Source organism: Marilutibacter spongiae, assembly GCF_014145325.1.
Lineage (GTDB): Bacteria > Pseudomonadota > Gammaproteobacteria > Xanthomonadales > Xanthomonadaceae > Marilutibacter > Marilutibacter spongiae.
On sequence record NZ_JACHTF010000011.1, the window covers coordinates 1 to 15,536 of the forward strand.

Genomic DNA, 15,536 nt, shown 5'->3' on the forward strand with positions numbered 1-15,536 from the left:
CATCAGGCCGCTTGAACGATAGGCCCCTGCGCCGCGGATTCCATGATGGCCCGGACGATCAACGTCCACCCCAAGGCCGAATACACGACTGCAACCGCACCACTTCCCGACGATCGAAGATCAGCTACGGCAGCCCTGCTTGACGGAGGAGTCCATACACGAATTGTTAGGGCTCAACCAGCTTAAAATCACCGGCCGCTGCTGCGAACGGCTGGCCAAGCTGAAAGGCCCCGTGAGAGTCACGAGAATACGGCACAAAGACCTCCACTGCCTCACCAGAGATATGAGCCAGTCTTGTACAGATGGCGTCAGTCTTTTGCTGCTGCCCGGGTGGCACCACGTACATGTCCAGGCAGACACCAGCCGCCCGGATAGCACCAGAAATGGCGGATTGAGCAAACGAGGATTGAAGAAACTCAACCATCTCAGCTGACTTCGGATGCTCTGTGCCAAGGTCACCAGCGACCTGTGCAATTTTTCCGTCGCGGCTCATCTGGACGCCAAATGGAATGAACTCTCCGTGCGTGAGCAACATGTACTCGGCAAAGCCACGGGCTTCGTTGTAAAGCGCGTTGAGATCATCTGAAGCCACAATTGAGCCCTAACACCAAGTAGACCCCAAAAATGGGGTGATAACGGATTGTGGGTCGGCGCCGGCTGTGGCGTCAATCAGACAAATCCTACAGGTATTCAAGGACTTGGATGATTGTAGTCGACTTGCTCCAAGCCGATGCTTCCTGGATATCAGGCGAATTGGAGGCGGTATGGCAAGGACGCTCGAAAATGGGGTGCTAATCGGGAGTGAAAGGCTGCAGGGACGGGCGGAGGCGGTTGCGCCGGGTGGGCGATCCACTGGCTTGGCGCTTGCTCGTGACCCGCTTCCCGGGGCGCCGCGGCTGCTGGACCGGTTGCGTGCGCGTTGCCGGGTGATGCATTACAGCGTCCGCACGGAGCGGGCATACGTGGAGTGGGCGCGGCGCTTCATCCTGGCCAATGGCAAGCGTCATCCCAGGGACATGGGCCGCAAGGAGGTGGAGGCCTTCCTGACGCAGCTGGCGGTGAAGGGACGGGTGGCGGCCAGCACGCAGAACCAGGCGCTTTCCGCCTTGCTCTTCCTGTATCGGCAGGTGCTGGGGATCGAGCTGGAATGGATGGAATCGGTGGTCCGGGCGAAGCGGCCGTCGCGCTTGCCGGTGGTGTTGTCGCGAGAGGAGGTGGGACGCCTGCTGGCGCTCCTCGATGGGCAGTGCTGGCTGGTGGCCGCGCTGATGTACGGCACGGGCATGCGGCTGATGGAATGCCATCGCCTGCGGGTGAAGGACGTGGACTTCGACTGCAATGAGATATGCGTGCGCGACGGAAAAGGCGGCAAGGACCGTCGCGTGCCATTGCCGCAGCGCTTGAAGTTGGACCTGCAGCGGCAACGCGACAAAGTGAAGGTGTTGCATGGGCAGGACCGCCTGGCAGGTGTCGCCGGCGTCCACCTGCCGCATGCGCTGGAGCGGAAGTATCCGAATGCCGGGTTCACCCTGGGCTGGCAATACCTGTTCCCGGCGGCGCGACTGTCCCGCGATCCCCGCACGAACCTCAGGCGCCGGCATCATGTCGACGAGTCGGTGCTGCAACGCGCGTTCCGTGCCGCGCGCGACCGGGCGGGCATCGCGAAGCCGGCCAGCTGCCACACCCTGCGGCACTCGTTCGCGACCCACCTGCTGGACGCCGGACAGGACATCCGCACGGTGCAGGCACTGATGGGACACAAGGACGTGGCCACGACCCAGGTCTACACCCATGTGCTGGGCCGTGGCGCGGGCGGCGTGCTCAGTCCGTTGGACCGAGCCGGCGTGGCCGAGGGGCCGGCACCCTGTGTGGCTGGTGCCCAAGCGCCACCATCCCTGTCGTCACCCGCGGTCGATGCCCTGGCTTGAGGTGCACCCCAACGCCACGGGGCCACGCAAGCGCTCCGGTGGGCGGCGTGCTCAGCCTCAGCCGCCCTTGCCCAGCATCAGCAGCAGGCCCTTGGCCGCGGCGAGGCGCGAGAGCGCATCGGGCAACTCGAGCTTCAGTTTCAGCTTGTCCGGACCGTCCATCTGGTAGTGCCTGGGCTGGCCCTGGATCAGTTTGATGATGGCCATCGGGTCGACGTCGGGCTTCTCGACGAACTGCACGCGGCCGCCGTTCTCGCCCAGGTCGAGCTTGCGGATGCCCAGCCGGGTGGCGTCCAGTTTGAGTTCGGCGATGGCGAACAGGTGCTTGGCGGCATCGGGCAGCAGGCCGAAGCGGTCGATCATCTCCACCTGGAGTTCCCGCAGCGCGTCGGCGTCGCGGGCGCCGCTGATGCGCTTGTACAGGGTCAGGCGGGTATGGACGTCGGGCAGGTAATCGTCCGGGATCAGGGCCGGGATGTGCAGCTCGATCTCGGCGCCGCGCGACTCGGTGCCGTCCACGTCGGGGAGCTTGCCCTGGCGGATGGAGTGCACGGCACGTTCGAGCAGTTCCGTGTAGAGGCTGAAGCCGACCTCGGCCATCTGTCCGCTCTGGTCCTCGCCCAGCAGCTCGCCCGCGCCCCGGATCTCGAGGTCGTGGGTGGCCAGGGTGAAGCCGGCGCCGAGTTCGTCCATCGAGGCGATCGCCTCCAGGCGCTTCTGCGCGTCGGCGGTGATCGAGCGCTGGTCGGGGATCACCAGGTAGGCGTAGGCCCGATGGTGCGAGCGACCGACGCGGCCGCGCAGCTGGTGCAGCTGGGCGAGGCCGAACTTGTCGGCGCGGTTCATGATGATCGTGTTCGCGTTCGGGATGTCGATGCCGGACTCGATGATGGTCGTGCACAACAGCACATTGAAGCGTTGTTTGTGGAAGTCGAGCATGACCTTCTCGAGTTCGCGCTCGGGCATCTGGCCATGGGCGATGCCGATGCGCGCGTCCGGAACGAGCGCCTGCAGCTCGCGCTGCATGCGGCCGATGCTCTCGACGTCGTTGTGCAGGAAGTAGACCTGGCCGCCGCGCGCAAGCTCGCGCTGGAAGGCTTCGCGAAGCTGGGCATCGTCCCAGGGCACGACGAAGGTCTGCACGGCCAGGCGGTGCTCGGGCGGGGTGGCGATGATGCTCAGGTCGCGCAGGCCCGCCATGGCCATGTTGAGCGTGCGCGGGATCGGCGTCGCGGTGAGGGTGAGCAGGTGCACGTTGGCGCGCAGGGCCTTGAGCGCCTCCTTCTGGCGAACGCCGAAACGCTGTTCCTCGTCGACGATGACCAGGCCCAGGTCCTTGAAGCGTACGTCCTTCTGCAGCAGCCGGTGGGTGCCGACGATCACGTCGATCTGACCGTCGGCGAGCTTGTCCAGCTCGGCCTTGATTTCCTTGGTGGTCTTGAAGCGCGACAGGACTTCCACGCGCAGCGGCCAGTCGGCGAAGCGGTCGCGGAAGTTGCGGTAATGCTGTTCGGCGAGCAGGGTGGTCGGCACCAGCAGGGCCACCTGGCGACCCGCGCTGGCGGCGACGAAGGCCGCGCGCACCGCCACTTCGGTCTTGCCGAAGCCGACGTCGCCGCAGACCACGCGGTCCATCGGCTGGCTGGAGCCCAGGTCGCGGATGACCGCTTCGATCGCGGCGTGCTGGTCGGGCGTTTCTTCGAAAGGGAAGGCCGCGGCGAAGGGTTCGTACATCGCGCGGTCGACGTCGATCGCGAGGCCGGCGCGGGCCTGGCGCTTGGCCTGGATCTCTAGCAGTTCGGCGGCGACGTCGCGGACCTTCTCGGCGGCCTTCTTCTTCGCCTTCGTCCACTGCTCGCCGCCAAGCGAGTGCAGCGGCGCGGTCTCGACGGAGGCGCCGGAGTAGCGGTTGATCAGGTGCAGCTGGCCGACCGGCACGTAGAGGCGGTCGCCCTTGGCGTACTCGATCTCCAGGTATTCACCGGGCTCGCCGCCGGCCTCGAGCAGCACCAGGCCGCGATAGCGGCCGACGCCGTGGTCTTCGTGGACGATCGGCGCGCCTTCGGTGAGCTCGCCCAGGTCGCGGATGATCGCGTCGGGCTCGCGCCCCGCGCGCCGGCGCCGCCGCGGCTGGCTGGCGCGCTCGGGGAACAGCTGGCGCTCGGTGAGGACGGCGAGTTGCGGCGTGTCGAGCGCGAAGCCATCGTCCAGCGGGGCGACGGCGATCGCGAAACGCATGTCGCCGGCGAGGAAGGCGGGCCAGTCTGCCACCACGTCGGGCTTCAAGCGGGCGGCATCGAGGACTTCCAGCAGCGCCTCGCGCCGGCCCGGCGAGTCGGCGGCCACCAGCACGCGTCCCGGGTAGCTGGACAGGAACGACACCAGCGCCTCGCCGGGCGCGTGGTCGCGCGCGACCACCGGCAGCGGCGGCGCGGGCTGGTCGCCCAGCGCCATGGCGCGCTCGCGCTGCGGATGCGTCTCGCCGCAGATCTCGATGCGGCGGCCGCCGGTCTGCGGCGCGGTGTTGAGCTGTTCGCGCAGGGCGTCGGGCGACAGGTACAGCTCGGCCGGCGGCAGCACCGGCCGCTCGATGTCGTGGCGCCGTTGTTCGTGGCGCTCCGCGGTCTGCTTCCAGAAAGCGTCGGCGGCCTCGATGACGCCTTCGCCCAGCAACGGCAGCGTGTCGTCGCCGAAGTAGTCCAGCAGGGTCGCGGTCTGGTCGAAGAACAGCGGCAGGTAGTACTCCACGCCCGAGGGCGCGAGGCCGGCCTTGAGGTCCTGGTAGAGCGCGCTGCGCCGCGTGTCGAGGTCGAAGCGTTCGCGCATGGTGTCGAGCACGCGCTTGAGCGACGCCTCGTCGAGCGGCATCTCGCGGCCGGGGAGCAGGTGCACGCCGTCGATCTTCTCCAGCGAGCGCTGGGTTTCCGGGTCGAAGCCGCGGATGGTGTCGATCTCGTCATCCAACAGTTCCACGCGGAAGGGTTGCTCGGCGCCCATCGGGAACACGTCGAGCAGGCCGCCGCGCACCGCGAAATCGCCCGGGTCCAGGACCTGTGGGACATGGCGGTAACCGGCCGACTCCAGGCGTCGTTTTTCCGCGTCCAGGTCCAGGCGCTGGCCCAGGGCGACGTCGAAGCTCCCGCCGACGATGTGGCGCTTCGGTGCCAGGCGCTGCATGAGGGTCTGTACCGGGACCACGACGATGCCGCGGCGCAGGCCGGGCAGGCGGTGCAGGGCCGACAGGCGCTGGCTGACGATGTCCGGATGCGGGCTGAAGACGTCGTAGGGCAGCGTTTCCCAGTCCGGGAACGGCAGGACCGGCAGCGTGCCGCCCGCCGCCGAATCCGCGCCGAGCAGGGTGCGCAGGTCCGCTTCCAACTGGTGGGCGCCGTGGTTGTCGCGCGCCACCGCGAGCACGGGGCCGTCATGGGCCCGCGCCGCCTGCGCGACATGCCAGGCCAGCGCGGACGCAGACGCAGGGGCGCGCCACCAGGCACGTTGCTGGCCGGGGCGGGGCAGGGGCGGGGACGGTACGGCGGTGGGACGGTCGTCGGAGCGGGGCATCGGCAGGGCGGGGGATGGAAACGGCGACGGCGCGGGGCAGCAGGCTGCCCCGCGCGCATGACGGATCGCGCAGTTTACCGCGCCGGTCGCGGCAACCGGGCGGTGCGGCCGTACCGGTTCAAGCGCCGATCAGGGCCCTGCCTGGCGGCCCGGTGATGGGGGCATGCGGTCCCGGTCGCGGGCGAGTCGGTCAGCGCCCCTCAGGAAGCGGCTTGCAGCGGCGTCGGGCTGAGGTCGAGGATGACCCGCACCAGGCCTGGCGCGTCCTGCTGCTGGTGGCGCACGAAGCCCAGCGACTCGGCCAGTTGCAACATCGGCAGGTTGTGCTCGAGCACGTCGCCATAGACGTGCCGGACGTGCTTGCCTCGGGCCCATTTGACGATGCGCGTCATCAGGTAGCGCCCCAGTCCCATGCCGGCGATGTAATGGCTCACCAGGATCGCGAACTCGGCGTTGTGCGCGTCCGGGTCGAGCACGATCCGGGCGACCGCGCCCACCAGGGCCTCGCCGGGCGGCAGCGGTTCGGCGGCCACCAGGGCGAACTCGGTCTTGGGGTTGATCCGGGTGAAGCGCTCGGCAGCGTCCGGCGAGAGTTCCTTCATCGTGTGCAGGAAACGCTGGCGGACTTCTTCGGGCTGCAGCAGGCCGAAGGCGGCGCGGATGGGGCCCGCGTCCTCGGGGCGGATCGGGCGTATGAGCACCTCGCGCCCGTTGGGGAGGCGCTGGAGCTCATGCCATGGCGGCAGGCGGTCACGCGTAGCCATGGCGGGATCTTGGCACATGAGGGGTGGACGACATCTTCATCTGGCGATCACCTTCTCGATGGCGGGGAGCCGGACGCCCACCCTTGTTGCGGGACAACGCGCCGGGCCCGAAAAAGCGGACGCCGCGCCGCTGCCGGGGCCATGGAAACGCCCCCGGCAATGCTAGACTCGCGCAGCCTCAATGCATGGAATGTGATCATGGCCGGTGGTGGTGACTCGACCCGCGCGATCTTCTTCGCCCTGGGCGCCAATTTCGCGATCGCGGTCGCCAAGGGCGTAGCGGCGTTCTTTACCGGTTCCGGCGCGATGCTCGCCGAGACCGTCCACTCCCTGGCCGATTGCGGCAACCAGGGCCTGCTCCTGCTGGGCATGAAACAGGCGCGCAGGCCGGCCTCGCCGGAGTATCCGCTGGGCTACGGCAAGGCGATCTACTTCTGGTCGTTCCTGGTGGCGGTGATGCTGTTCACCGTCGGCGGCATGTTCTCGCTCTACGAGGGCATCCACAAGCTGCAGCACCCCGAAGAGCTCAGGCAGTGGTGGTGGGCCGTGGGCGTCCTGATCTTCGGCATCATCGTCGAGGGGATTTCGATGCGCGCCTGCATGCAGGAGGTCAACAAGTCACGCGCCGGCCGCGGCCTCTGGCAATGGTTCCGCGAAAGCCGGCAGAGCGAGCTGGTGGTGATCTTCGGCGAAGACCTCGCGGCGCTGCTTGGCCTGATGTTCGCGCTGGTCGCGGTGGTGCTGGCGGTGGTGACCGGCAACCCCATCTGGGACGCGATCGGCACCATCGGCATCGGCGTGCTGCTGATCGTGATCGCGGTGCTGGTGGCGGTGGAGGTCAAGGCGATGCTGATCGGCCAGAGCGTCGACCCGGAGCGCCAACGGCAGATCCGTGCCTACCTGGAATCGCGCCCGGAGATCGGCCGCCTGATCAGCCTGATCACGCTGCAGCTGGGCAACGACATGCTGGTCTCGGTGCAGGCGCAGATGCAGGGCGCCGCGGACGCACGCGGCCTGGTCGAGCAGATCAACACGGTCGAACGCGGCATGAAGGAGGCCTTCCCCGACATCCGCTGGAGCTTCTTCGAGCCCGACATCAAGGCCGGGATCTGACCCTGATCCGGGGCCGCCTGCTCAGCCGGCGGCCTTCAGCCAGTCCACCCGCCACGAGGCGCCCGCTTCGCCCAGGGTGCCGGCGAGCGGCTTGAGCGCGGCCCGCAAGGTGTCGTCGAGGTGCCAAGGCGGGTTGAGCACGAGCAGACCGCTGCCGTTCATGCGAAGGGGCGAATCGTCGGGGTGGACCATCAGTTCGGCGACCAGCGAGGCCTTCGCCGGCAGGGTGGAGGCGCGGCGGAAGAACGGCTGCAGGGCGCGCCGGCGCTTGATCGGATACCACAACATGTAGACGCCCTGCGGCCAGCGCTCCAGTGACTGCCGGAGGGCCGCGAGGGCGTGGTCGAACTCTTCCAGCTGTGCCTCGTAAGGTGGATCGATCAGGACCAGGCCTCGCGCGAAGCGGGTCTCGCCGATCCGCGGAGGCAGCAGGGCCTTGAGCGCGCCGTAACCGTCGCGCGCATGCACCGCGACGCGGCGGTCGTCGGCGAATACCGTCTTCAGGGCCTGGGCTTCTTCGGCCTGCAGCTCGCAGGCGGCGATCCGGTCCTGTTCGCGCAGGGCATGGGCGAGCAGCCAGGGCGAGCCGGGGTAGGCATCCGCGCCATGCGCCATGCGGCAGGCCTGCACCGCCTGCAGGTAGCGCTCCACCGGCGCGACCTGGCGCGCGCTCGCAAGCAGGCGACCGATGCCGCCATCGGCTTCGGCGGTACGCCGCGCCGCCTCGGCATCCAGGCGATACAGGCCGCGCCCGGCGTGGGTGTCGACGGCAAACACCGGGGTCGGCTTGGCGCACAAGGCGTCGCAGACGGCGAGCAGCACGACATGCTTGATGACATCGGCGTGGTTGCCGGCGTGGAAGGCGTGGCGGTAGTTCATCGGCGGGTCCGTCGGCAGGATGTCCATCCTACGGGCTCCGGCCACGCAAGTGTCGATGGGCCGGCGAGCGGGGTGCATACCCCATGGGCCGGCGGATATGCTGGCCCCATTCCCCATTCCCCATTCCCCATTCCCCATTCCCCATTCCCCATTCCCCACCTGCGCCATGCCCCGAGTACTCCTGGTCGAAGACGAAACCGACATCGCCGAAACCGTTCGCTACGCCCTGGAGGCGGCCGGTTTCGGGGTCGACCATGCGCCGACCGCGGGACATGCCGAGGCGATGGCCGTGCCGGGGCGCCACCAGCTCGCGATCCTCGACATCGGGCTGCCCGACATGAGCGGCCTGGACCTTTGCCGCCGCCTGCGCCGGCATCGCGACCTCCCGGTGATCTTCCTGACCGCGCAGAACGCGGAGATCGATCGAATACTCGGACTCGAGCTGGGCGCCGACGACTACGTCACCAAGCCGTTCTCGCCCCGCGAACTGGTCGCGCGCGTGCGCGTGGTCCTGCGTCGCGGCCAGCGGCAGGACGGGCCCACTGCGTCCGTGGGCGGTTTCGAGCACGACCTGGAGGGGCGCCGCATCCGCTACCGCGGCCAGTTGCTCGACCTCACCCGCTACGAGTACGGCCTGCTGGCCGCGCTGCTGCAGCGCCCCGGCGCGGTGCTTTCGCGCGCGCAGTTGATGGACCGGGTATGGGGCGATGCACTGGAGAGCGGCGACCGTACCGTCGACACCCACGTCAAGACCCTGCGTGCCAAGTTGCGCGAAGCGCGTGGCGAGGGCGACTTCGATGCCATTCGCACCCATCGCGGGCTGGGCTATTCGCTCGACCTCGACCGCGACGCGGGCTGAGGTGGCCTCGGTGCGGACGCCATGAAGATCGGCCTGCGGATTTTCCTGGGGTATTTCCTGATCGTCGCGGTCGCCGGGCTGCTGCTGGCCCGCGTATTCCTGGCCGAGGTGAAGCCGGGCGTGCGGCAGGCGATGGAGGACACCCTGGTCGACAGCGCCAACGTGCTGGCGGAGTTGGCCACCGACGACTTCCTCGCCGGGCGCATCAACGACGGACGCTTCGCCACGCGCATCCGTGCACTGGGCCGGCGCGACCTGGGCGCGGAGATCTGGGGTTTCGGCAAGCGCGCCGCGCAGTACCGCGTCTACGTCACCGACGCCCGCGGCATCGTCGTGTTCGACAGCCAGGGGCGCGACCTGGGACGCGACTACTCGCGCTGGAACGATGTCTACCTGACCCTGCGTGGACGCTACGGCGCCCGCTCCAGCCCGGAGGATCCGGGCGATCCGGATTCGACCGTCATGCACGTGGCCGCGCCGATCCGCGATGCCGACGGGGCGATCGTCGGCGTGCTGACCGTGGCCAAGCCCAACCGTACGATCGCGCCGTTCATCGCGCGCAGCCAGGGCGTGGTCCTGCGCTGGGGCCTGCTGCTGCTCGGCGTGGCGCTGTTGGTCGGACTGGTCGCGGCGGGCTGGCTGTCGCGGCAGCTGCGCGGCCTGCAGCGATACGCCGACGCGGTGACCGCCGGCGAGCGCGTGCCGCCACCACGCGCCAGCGGCGAGTTCCAGGCCCTGGGCGACGCCCTGGAAACCATGCGCACGCGCCTGGAAGGCAAACAGTACGTCGAGCAGTACGTGCATGCGCTGACCCACGAGATGAAGAGCCCGCTGGCGGCGATCCGCGGCAGCGCCGAGCTGCTCGAGGGCGACGAGGAGGGCGGTACGCCGATGGGCGAGGCCGACCGGCGTCGCTTCGCCGCGCGCATCCGCCGGCAGAGCGAGCGCCTGGCCCTGATGATCGACAAGCTGCTGGCGCTGGCATCGGTCGAGCACCGCCGGCAACTGGACGACCCGCGCCCACTGGAGCTGGGCGATGTGCTGCGCGACGCCCTCGAGCTGGCGCGGCCCGGCCTCGACCAGGCCGGGGTCGAGTGCCATATGGAACTCCCGGAGGCCGCCGTGAGCGTGCGCGGCGATGCGTTCCTGCTGCGCCAGGCCTTGGTGAACCTGCTCGAGAACGCCGCGGATTTCGCGCCGCGGGGCAGCCGGATCGAACTGGTGGCGAGCCGTGCGGGCGACCGGGCCGTGGTTGAGGTCCGCGACCGCGGCCCCGGGATCCCCGGCTATGCGCTGGACCGCGTGTTCGAGCGGTTCTATTCCCTGGCCCGACCCGAAGGCGGCAGCCGCAGCAGCGGGCTGGGCCTGTGCTTCGTCGCCGAGGTCGCCGCCCTGCATGGCGGCGAAGCCAGCCTGGCCAACCGCGACGGCGGCGGCGCGATCGCCCGCTTGAGCCTGCCGACGGCGACGCGCTAGCCGGCTTCACCGCCGCTTCACCGTCGCGCCTCCGCCAGCCCCCATCGACCCGCGATCCTGCGCCGGTCGCGACTATGGGAGGACGACATGCGTTTGTGGATGAAGATTCTGCTGGTGGCGGGCATGACGCTCGCCATCCTGGTGCCGTTGACGATGATCCGGGGGGTGATCCAGGAGCGCCAGGCGTACCGCGTGCAGGCAGTGCAGGAGGTGGCGCGGAGCTATGCCGGCACGCAGGCCTTCTCGGGGCCGGTGCTGGTGGTGCCCTACACCGATACGGTCTGGGTGGAGGAGAAGGACGAGGGCGGCGTGCCGCGGCGCGTGGAGCGCGAGCGGACGGGCCGTTGGCTGTTCTTCCCCGAGACGCTGGAGGTCGGCGGACCGATGCGGCCCGATACCCGTCGCCTGGGCCTGCACGAGGTGCGCGTCTACGAATGGGACGGCGTGGCGAAGGCGCGCTTCCGGGCGACGATCCCCGGCACCGATCCCGATGTCCGGCGCCGGATTGGCCGGCCGTGGCTCGACTACGGCTTCGCCGACGTGCGCGGCCTGCTGGAACCGCCGGTGCTGCAGGTCGACGGACGGACGCTCGAGGTCGAAGACGGCCTGGGCGGTGATGGCGGCAATGGCGTGCACGCGCGCCTGCCGGTGCCCACTGCCGGCAGCACCCTCGCATTGGACACGCGCCTGGCGTTCACGCTGGGCGGTACCGAGTCGCTGTCACTGGTGCCGCTGGGCAAGCAGAACAGCTTCGTGGTCGCGTCGACCTGGCCGCATCCCCGCTTCAGCGGCAGCTTCCTGCCGCGCACCCGCGACATCGGCGCGAGCGGCTTCGACGCCCGCTGGCAGGTCGCCTCGGTGGCCACCAACGCGCAGCGCCAGTATCGCGAAGGCCGGCGCCTGCCGGGCAGCGTCGGCGCCGGCAGCGACGCCGACCTGGACGGGACGCGCGGGCGCGGGCCGCTTGACGCGGTCGAAGTCGCGCTGGTGGAACCGGTGAACGTGTACTCGCAGGCGGACCGGGCGAGCAAGTACGGCCTGCTGTTCGTCCTGCTGACCTTCGTGGGCTTCTTCATCTTCGAACTGGTCAAGCACCTGCGCATCCACCCGATCCAGTACGGCCTGGTCGGCCTTGCCCTGGCCATCTTCTTCCTGCTCCTGGTCAGCCTGAGCGAACACATCGACTTCGCCTGGGCCTACCTCGTCGCCAGCGTGGCCTGCATCGGCCTGATCGGCTTCTACCTGGTCGCGGTGCTGCAGAGCGCGCTGCGTGGCTGGGGATTCGCGGCCATGCTGGCGACCCTGTACGCCGCGCTCTACGGCCTGCTGGTCTCGGAGGACAATGCGCTGGTGCTCGGAGCGGGCCTGTTGTTCGTGATCCTCGCCGGCCTGATGGCGATCACCCGCAAGGTGGACTGGTACCAGCTTGCCGGCGGGAGCGTGCCGCCGCTGCCGCGCGCCTAGCCGGAGCGGCTCCGGTGCCGGCGTGGCGACGCGCCGGCACCGGGCTTGGCGGGACCGCAGGCGCATGACCGGTCGCCCCGGCGGCGCCAACGGTTCCGTGACGGGGCGCACAGCCCCTAGAATTCGCGGATGAACACGGCATCGCGCGACATCCAGACCCGGGTCCTCTCGGGCGCGGCCATACAGGCCCACGTCGTCGACCTCGCGCGCCTGCGCATCGAGGTGTTCCGCCAGTGGCCCTATCTCTACGAAGGCGACGCCCGTTACGAGGCGTCCTACCTCAAGGTCTACCTGCAGTCGGCCCACAGCATCGCGGTGCTCGCGATGGAAGGCGGCAAGGTGGTGGGCGCCTCCACCGGCCTGCCGTTGCAGGACGAGAGCGTGGCGTTCCGCAAGCCGTTCGAGGCCGGCCCGATCGCCCCGTCGGAGGTGTTCTACTTCGGCGAATCGGTGCTGTTGCCGCCGTATCGCGGTCGCGGACTGGGACATCGCTTCTTCGACCTGCGCGAGGCGCATGCGAGGTCGCTGGGCGGCTTCCGCTGGACGGCGTTCTGCGCGGTGCAGCGCGATGCCGGCGATCCGCGCCAGCCGCCGTTCCATCGCGGCCACGAAGCTTTCTGGCGCAAGCGTGGCTACACCCCGCGTCCGGAACTGAGCGTGCGCCTGCCCTGGAACGAAATCGACGTCGGCGAGATGGACCACGTACTGACGTATTGGATGCGACCGCTGGAGCGAAGCTGATGCGGGGCGGTGTCGACGTGCCGGGTCGCTGGCGGGTCGCGGCGGCGAAGTACCGGGTGGTGCCGCGGGCGACCGGCTTCGACTTCGCGGCCTTCGCCCGCAAGCAGGCCGAGTGGCTCGACGAGGCCCGGGAGCAGGGCGCGGGTTGGGTCGTCCTGCCCGAGTACCTCTCGCTCGAACTCGCTGCGATCCATCCCCCCGCGGTGCATGCCGACCTGCTGGCCTCGCTGGACGCCTTGCAGGCGCACCACCAGGCGTGGATGGCGCTCTACGCCGGCCTGGCGAGGGCGACCGGCATGCACGTCACCGCGGGCAGCTTCCTGCTGCGGCTCGGGGACGGGCGCTGGCGCAACCGCAGCTACCATTTCAGTCCCGACGGTGGCCATGGCTGGCAGGACAAGCTGCAGCTGACCGGTTTCGAGAAGCAGGCGGGCGTGATCGCCCCGGGCGACGTGCTGCGGGTGTTCCAGGCGGGGCCGGTGCGGTTCGGCATCGCGGTCTGCTACGACAGCGAGTTCCCGTTGCCGGTACGCGCCCAGTGCGAAGCCGGCGCGCGGGTCATCGCCGTGCCCAGCTGCACCGACACCGAGGCCGGCGCGACGCGGGTACGCGTGGGATGCATGGCGCGCGCGCTGGAAAACCGCTGCTTCGTCGTGCAGTCGGTGACCAGCGGCGAGGCGCCCTGGAGTCCGGCCCTGGATACCAACACCGGCGAAGCAGCGATCTTCGCACCGATGGACGCGGGCCTGCCGGCCGATGGCGTGCTTGCCCGGACGCGGGGCGACGAACGCTGGGCCATCGCCGACCTCGACGTCGCCGCGCTCGAGGCCAGCCGCGCCAGGGCCCAGGTGGCCAACGACCTCGACTGGCCCGGACAGGCGCGCCCGGGCCTGCTGCGTGCCCGGGTGTGCGGGCTGGACGCCTGAGCGCGCTCAGGCCAGCAGCGAGACGCCCGGCACCAGCCACAGCGAAACGCCCGCCAGTCCGATCCCGATGGCGGTCGCGGCCAGGACGTCGCTCGGCCAGTGCAGCCCCAGCACCACCCGCGACAAGGCCACGCTGAGGGTGAAGGGCAGCAGGAGCCACGCCAGGGCCGGATAGTGGGCGGTCGCGACGAGGCTGAAGGCGACCGCGTGCAGGGTGTGGCCGGAGGGGAAGCTGAACTCGTCCAGCGGTGCGACCAGCGCGTGGATGCGGCGATCGGTCGCGAACGGGCGCGGCCTGCGCGTCCAGCGCTTGAGGCCCTTGTAGAGGGTCAGCGCGATGGCGCCGGTCGCGGCCATGTGCGCGGAGGCCGCCAGACCGTCGATCCCGTCGAACCCGATCAGCGCGCCCATGAGCACGTACCAGAACACGCCGTCGCCCAGGCGGCTGACGGCGGCGAAGAAGCGGCATGGCCAGGAACGGCGCTCGCCCCAGCGGTTGGCGCGCAGGCACCAGCCCGAGTCGCCCAGGGCGGCACCGTCGATGAGCCGTTTGTGCAGGGGCAGGCGTTGCATCGTCATCTCCTCACGGCGCTCCGGCCATGGCGGTGGATACGGTGTCGGGGTCGACAAGCCCTTCCAGGATCGCGTCCAGGTCGGCGGCCACCTGCTCGGGGCGCAGGGCCGCCACCCCGCGACGGCATTCGGCGGCCATGCGCCGGCGCACGGCATCGTCGTTGGCGATCCGGCAGCTCGCGGCGACGAAGGCATCGTCGTCGCCGTCGGCGATGGTGAAGCCGTCCAGGCCGTCGCGCAGGCGCTCGCGCGCGGCGCCGTAGTCGAAGGCCACCGTCGGCACCCCGCTGGCGAGGGCTTCCAGGGTCACGTTCCCGAAAGTTTCGCTGCGGCTCGGGAACGGGAACAGGTCGCCGCTCGCGCAATGTCGCGAGAGGGCCTCGCCACGCTGCATGCCGCAAAAGACGAAGTCGGGATTGTCGCGCTGCAGGCGCGCGCGCTCGGGTCCATCGCCGATCCAGACGAAGCGCGCATCCGGGCGCTGCGCCTGGATCGCTCGGAAGGCGCGCGCCGCCAGGTCGAGGTTCTTCTCGGCCGCGATGCGGCCCAGGTACAGCACGGCGAGGGCGTCGTCGGCCAGGCCCCAGCTGCGACGCAGCGCCATGTCCCGGTGCGCGGGATCGAAGGCCTGGGTGTCCACCGCGCGCGGCAGCTGCAGGACGTCGCGGAAGCCGCGTTCGCGCAGGAAGCCGGCCAGTTCGGCCGTCGGCACCAGCGTTGCGTTGGCGCGGTTGTGGAAGTGGCGCATCCACGCCAGCGCCGGGCCCTCGAGCATGGCCGCGCCGTAGTCGCGCATGTACTCGTCGAAACGGGTGTGCAGGCCGGTCGCGGCCGGGATGCCCAGGCGGCGCGCGGTGCGGACGGCCGACCAGCCCAGCGGCCCCTCGGTGGCGACATAGACGGCGTCGGGCGCCGCGGCCCGCCACAGGCGCTTGAGCGCGCGGCCGGCCGGCAGGCCCAGGCGCAGGCCGGGATAGCGGGGCAGAGGCAGGCCGGTGACCAGGTGCTCGTGCGCCAGTGCGCGGTCGGCGCGCCCCTGGCGGGGGCGTACCACCTCGACGTGGTGGCCACGGGCCCGCAGCCCGCGCTCGAGGCGCTGCACCGTCAGGGCGACGCCGTTGATCTCGGGCGGATACGTCTCGGTGACGATGGTGTAGCGCATGCACGCCTCCCCGGTTTGGGGAAGCATCACCCTGCCAGGTGTAGGCGCCATGGCAGGGGGGTTACGCGGGGATGACGAAGCCGGCTT

The 15,536-nt window shown here is 69.9% G+C and carries 13 protein-coding genes; 7 read left to right on the forward strand and 6 right to left on the reverse strand.

What is annotated here, in order from left to right; translation table 11 throughout:
• Positions 1–166 precede the first annotated feature (166 nt).
• Positions 167–592, reverse strand: coding sequence for a hypothetical protein (locus H4F98_RS10725; RefSeq protein WP_182687546.1), 426 nt, complete (start codon positions 590–592; stop codon positions 167–169).
• A gap of 172 nt (positions 593–764) precedes the next feature.
• Between H4F98_RS10725 and H4F98_RS10730 the strand changes: the two genes are divergently transcribed.
• Positions 765–1,928 carry an integron integrase gene (locus H4F98_RS10730; RefSeq protein ID WP_182687547.1) on the forward strand — a complete coding sequence of 388 codons (1,164 nt, stop codon included), beginning with the start codon at positions 765–767 and terminating at the stop codon, positions 1,926–1,928.
• A gap of 57 nt (positions 1,929–1,985) precedes the next feature.
• Here the strand turns inward: H4F98_RS10730 and mfd are convergent, their stop codons facing one another.
• Both mfd and H4F98_RS10740 read right to left on the reverse strand, forming a co-directional pair.
• Entirely contained in the window at positions 1,986–5,492 is a 3,507-nt protein-coding gene (gene mfd, locus H4F98_RS10735; protein WP_182687548.1) for a transcription-repair coupling factor, read from the reverse strand.
• Positions 5,493–5,692: 200 nt separating this feature from the next.
• Complete coding sequence (locus H4F98_RS10740) at positions 5,693–6,256, reverse strand: GNAT family N-acetyltransferase (protein WP_141517150.1); 564 nt, start codon at positions 6,254–6,256, stop codon at positions 5,693–5,695.
• A gap of 198 nt (positions 6,257–6,454) precedes the next feature.
• Here H4F98_RS10740 and H4F98_RS10745 point away from each other — a divergent pair, with 198 nt between their 5' ends.
• Positions 6,455–7,369 (forward strand): cation diffusion facilitator family transporter, encoded by a 915-nt coding sequence (locus H4F98_RS10745; protein WP_182687750.1) that lies wholly within the window; start codon positions 6,455–6,457, stop codon positions 7,367–7,369.
• A gap of 21 nt (positions 7,370–7,390) precedes the next feature.
• On the opposite strand, the gene H4F98_RS10750 is transcribed toward H4F98_RS10745, so the two are convergent.
• Positions 7,391–8,248 carry a 23S rRNA (adenine(2030)-N(6))-methyltransferase RlmJ gene (locus tag H4F98_RS10750; RefSeq protein WP_182687752.1) on the reverse strand — a complete coding sequence of 286 codons (858 nt, stop codon included), beginning with the start codon at positions 8,246–8,248 and terminating at the stop codon, positions 7,391–7,393.
• A gap of 166 nt (positions 8,249–8,414) precedes the next feature.
• Here H4F98_RS10750 and creB point away from each other — a divergent pair, with 166 nt between their 5' ends.
• The 5 genes from creB to H4F98_RS10775 all read left to right on the forward strand — a co-directional run bounded on the left by creB (position 8,415) and on the right by H4F98_RS10775 (position 13,714).
• Positions 8,415–9,107, forward strand: a complete 693-nt coding sequence (gene creB, locus H4F98_RS10755) for a two-component system response regulator CreB (RefSeq protein ID WP_182687549.1) — start codon at positions 8,415–8,417, stop codon at positions 9,105–9,107.
• A gap of 21 nt (positions 9,108–9,128) precedes the next feature.
• The gene (creC, locus tag H4F98_RS10760; RefSeq protein WP_182687551.1) at positions 9,129–10,583 is read left to right on the forward strand and encodes a two-component system sensor histidine kinase CreC; all 1,455 of its coding nucleotides are present in this window, start codon (positions 9,129–9,131) and stop codon (positions 10,581–10,583) included.
• Positions 10,584–10,670: 87 nt separating this feature from the next.
• Complete coding sequence (gene creD / locus H4F98_RS10765) at positions 10,671–12,047, forward strand: cell envelope integrity protein CreD (protein WP_182687553.1); 1,377 nt, start codon at positions 10,671–10,673, stop codon at positions 12,045–12,047.
• Positions 12,048–12,176: 129 nt separating this feature from the next.
• The gene (locus H4F98_RS10770; RefSeq protein WP_182687555.1) at positions 12,177–12,788 is read left to right on the forward strand and encodes a GNAT family N-acetyltransferase; all 612 of its coding nucleotides are present in this window, start codon (positions 12,177–12,179) and stop codon (positions 12,786–12,788) included.
• Positions 12,788–13,714: a carbon-nitrogen hydrolase family protein gene (locus tag H4F98_RS10775; protein WP_182687557.1), complete on the forward strand. Its 927-nt coding sequence runs from the start codon at positions 12,788–12,790 to the stop codon at positions 13,712–13,714. Before H4F98_RS10770 ends, H4F98_RS10775 begins: the two co-directional genes overlap by 1 nt.
• 6 nt (positions 13,715–13,720) lie before the next feature.
• Here H4F98_RS10775 and H4F98_RS10780 read toward each other — a convergent pair whose 3' ends face one another.
• Positions 13,721–14,287, reverse strand: coding sequence for a phosphatase PAP2 family protein (locus tag H4F98_RS10780; protein ID WP_182687559.1), 567 nt, complete (start codon positions 14,285–14,287; stop codon positions 13,721–13,723).
• Between the two features lie 10 nt (positions 14,288–14,297).
• The gene (locus tag H4F98_RS10785) at positions 14,298–15,449 is read right to left on the reverse strand and encodes a glycosyltransferase family 4 protein (protein ID WP_182687561.1); all 1,152 of its coding nucleotides are present in this window, start codon (positions 15,447–15,449) and stop codon (positions 14,298–14,300) included.
• Positions 15,450–15,536: the final 87 nt, after the last annotated feature.

Coding starts and splice junctions, on each gene's coding strand:
- H4F98_RS10785 (WP_182687561.1), bottom strand. CDS start 15,449: ATGCGCTACACCATCGTCACCGAGACGTATCCGCCCGAGATCAACGGC.
- H4F98_RS10750 (WP_182687752.1), bottom strand. CDS start 8,248: ATGAACTACCGCCACGCCTTCCACGCCGGCAACCACGCCGATGTCATC.
- creC (WP_182687551.1), top strand. CDS start 9,129: ATGAAGATCGGCCTGCGGATTTTCCTGGGGTATTTCCTGATCGTCGCG.
- mfd (WP_182687548.1), bottom strand. CDS start 5,492: ATGCCCCGCTCCGACGACCGTCCCACCGCCGTACCGTCCCCGCCCCTG.
- H4F98_RS10740 (WP_141517150.1), bottom strand. CDS start 6,256: ATGGCTACGCGTGACCGCCTGCCGCCATGGCATGAGCTCCAGCGCCTC.
- H4F98_RS10730 (WP_182687547.1), top strand. CDS start 765: ATGGCAAGGACGCTCGAAAATGGGGTGCTAATCGGGAGTGAAAGGCTG.
- H4F98_RS10775 (WP_182687557.1), top strand. CDS start 12,788: ATGCGGGGCGGTGTCGACGTGCCGGGTCGCTGGCGGGTCGCGGCGGCG.
- creB (WP_182687549.1), top strand. CDS start 8,415: ATGCCCCGAGTACTCCTGGTCGAAGACGAAACCGACATCGCCGAAACC.
- H4F98_RS10745 (WP_182687750.1), top strand. CDS start 6,455: ATGGCCGGTGGTGGTGACTCGACCCGCGCGATCTTCTTCGCCCTGGGC.
- H4F98_RS10770 (WP_182687555.1), top strand. CDS start 12,177: ATGAACACGGCATCGCGCGACATCCAGACCCGGGTCCTCTCGGGCGCG.
- creD (WP_182687553.1), top strand. CDS start 10,671: ATGCGTTTGTGGATGAAGATTCTGCTGGTGGCGGGCATGACGCTCGCC.
- H4F98_RS10780 (WP_182687559.1), bottom strand. CDS start 14,287: ATGCAACGCCTGCCCCTGCACAAACGGCTCATCGACGGTGCCGCCCTG.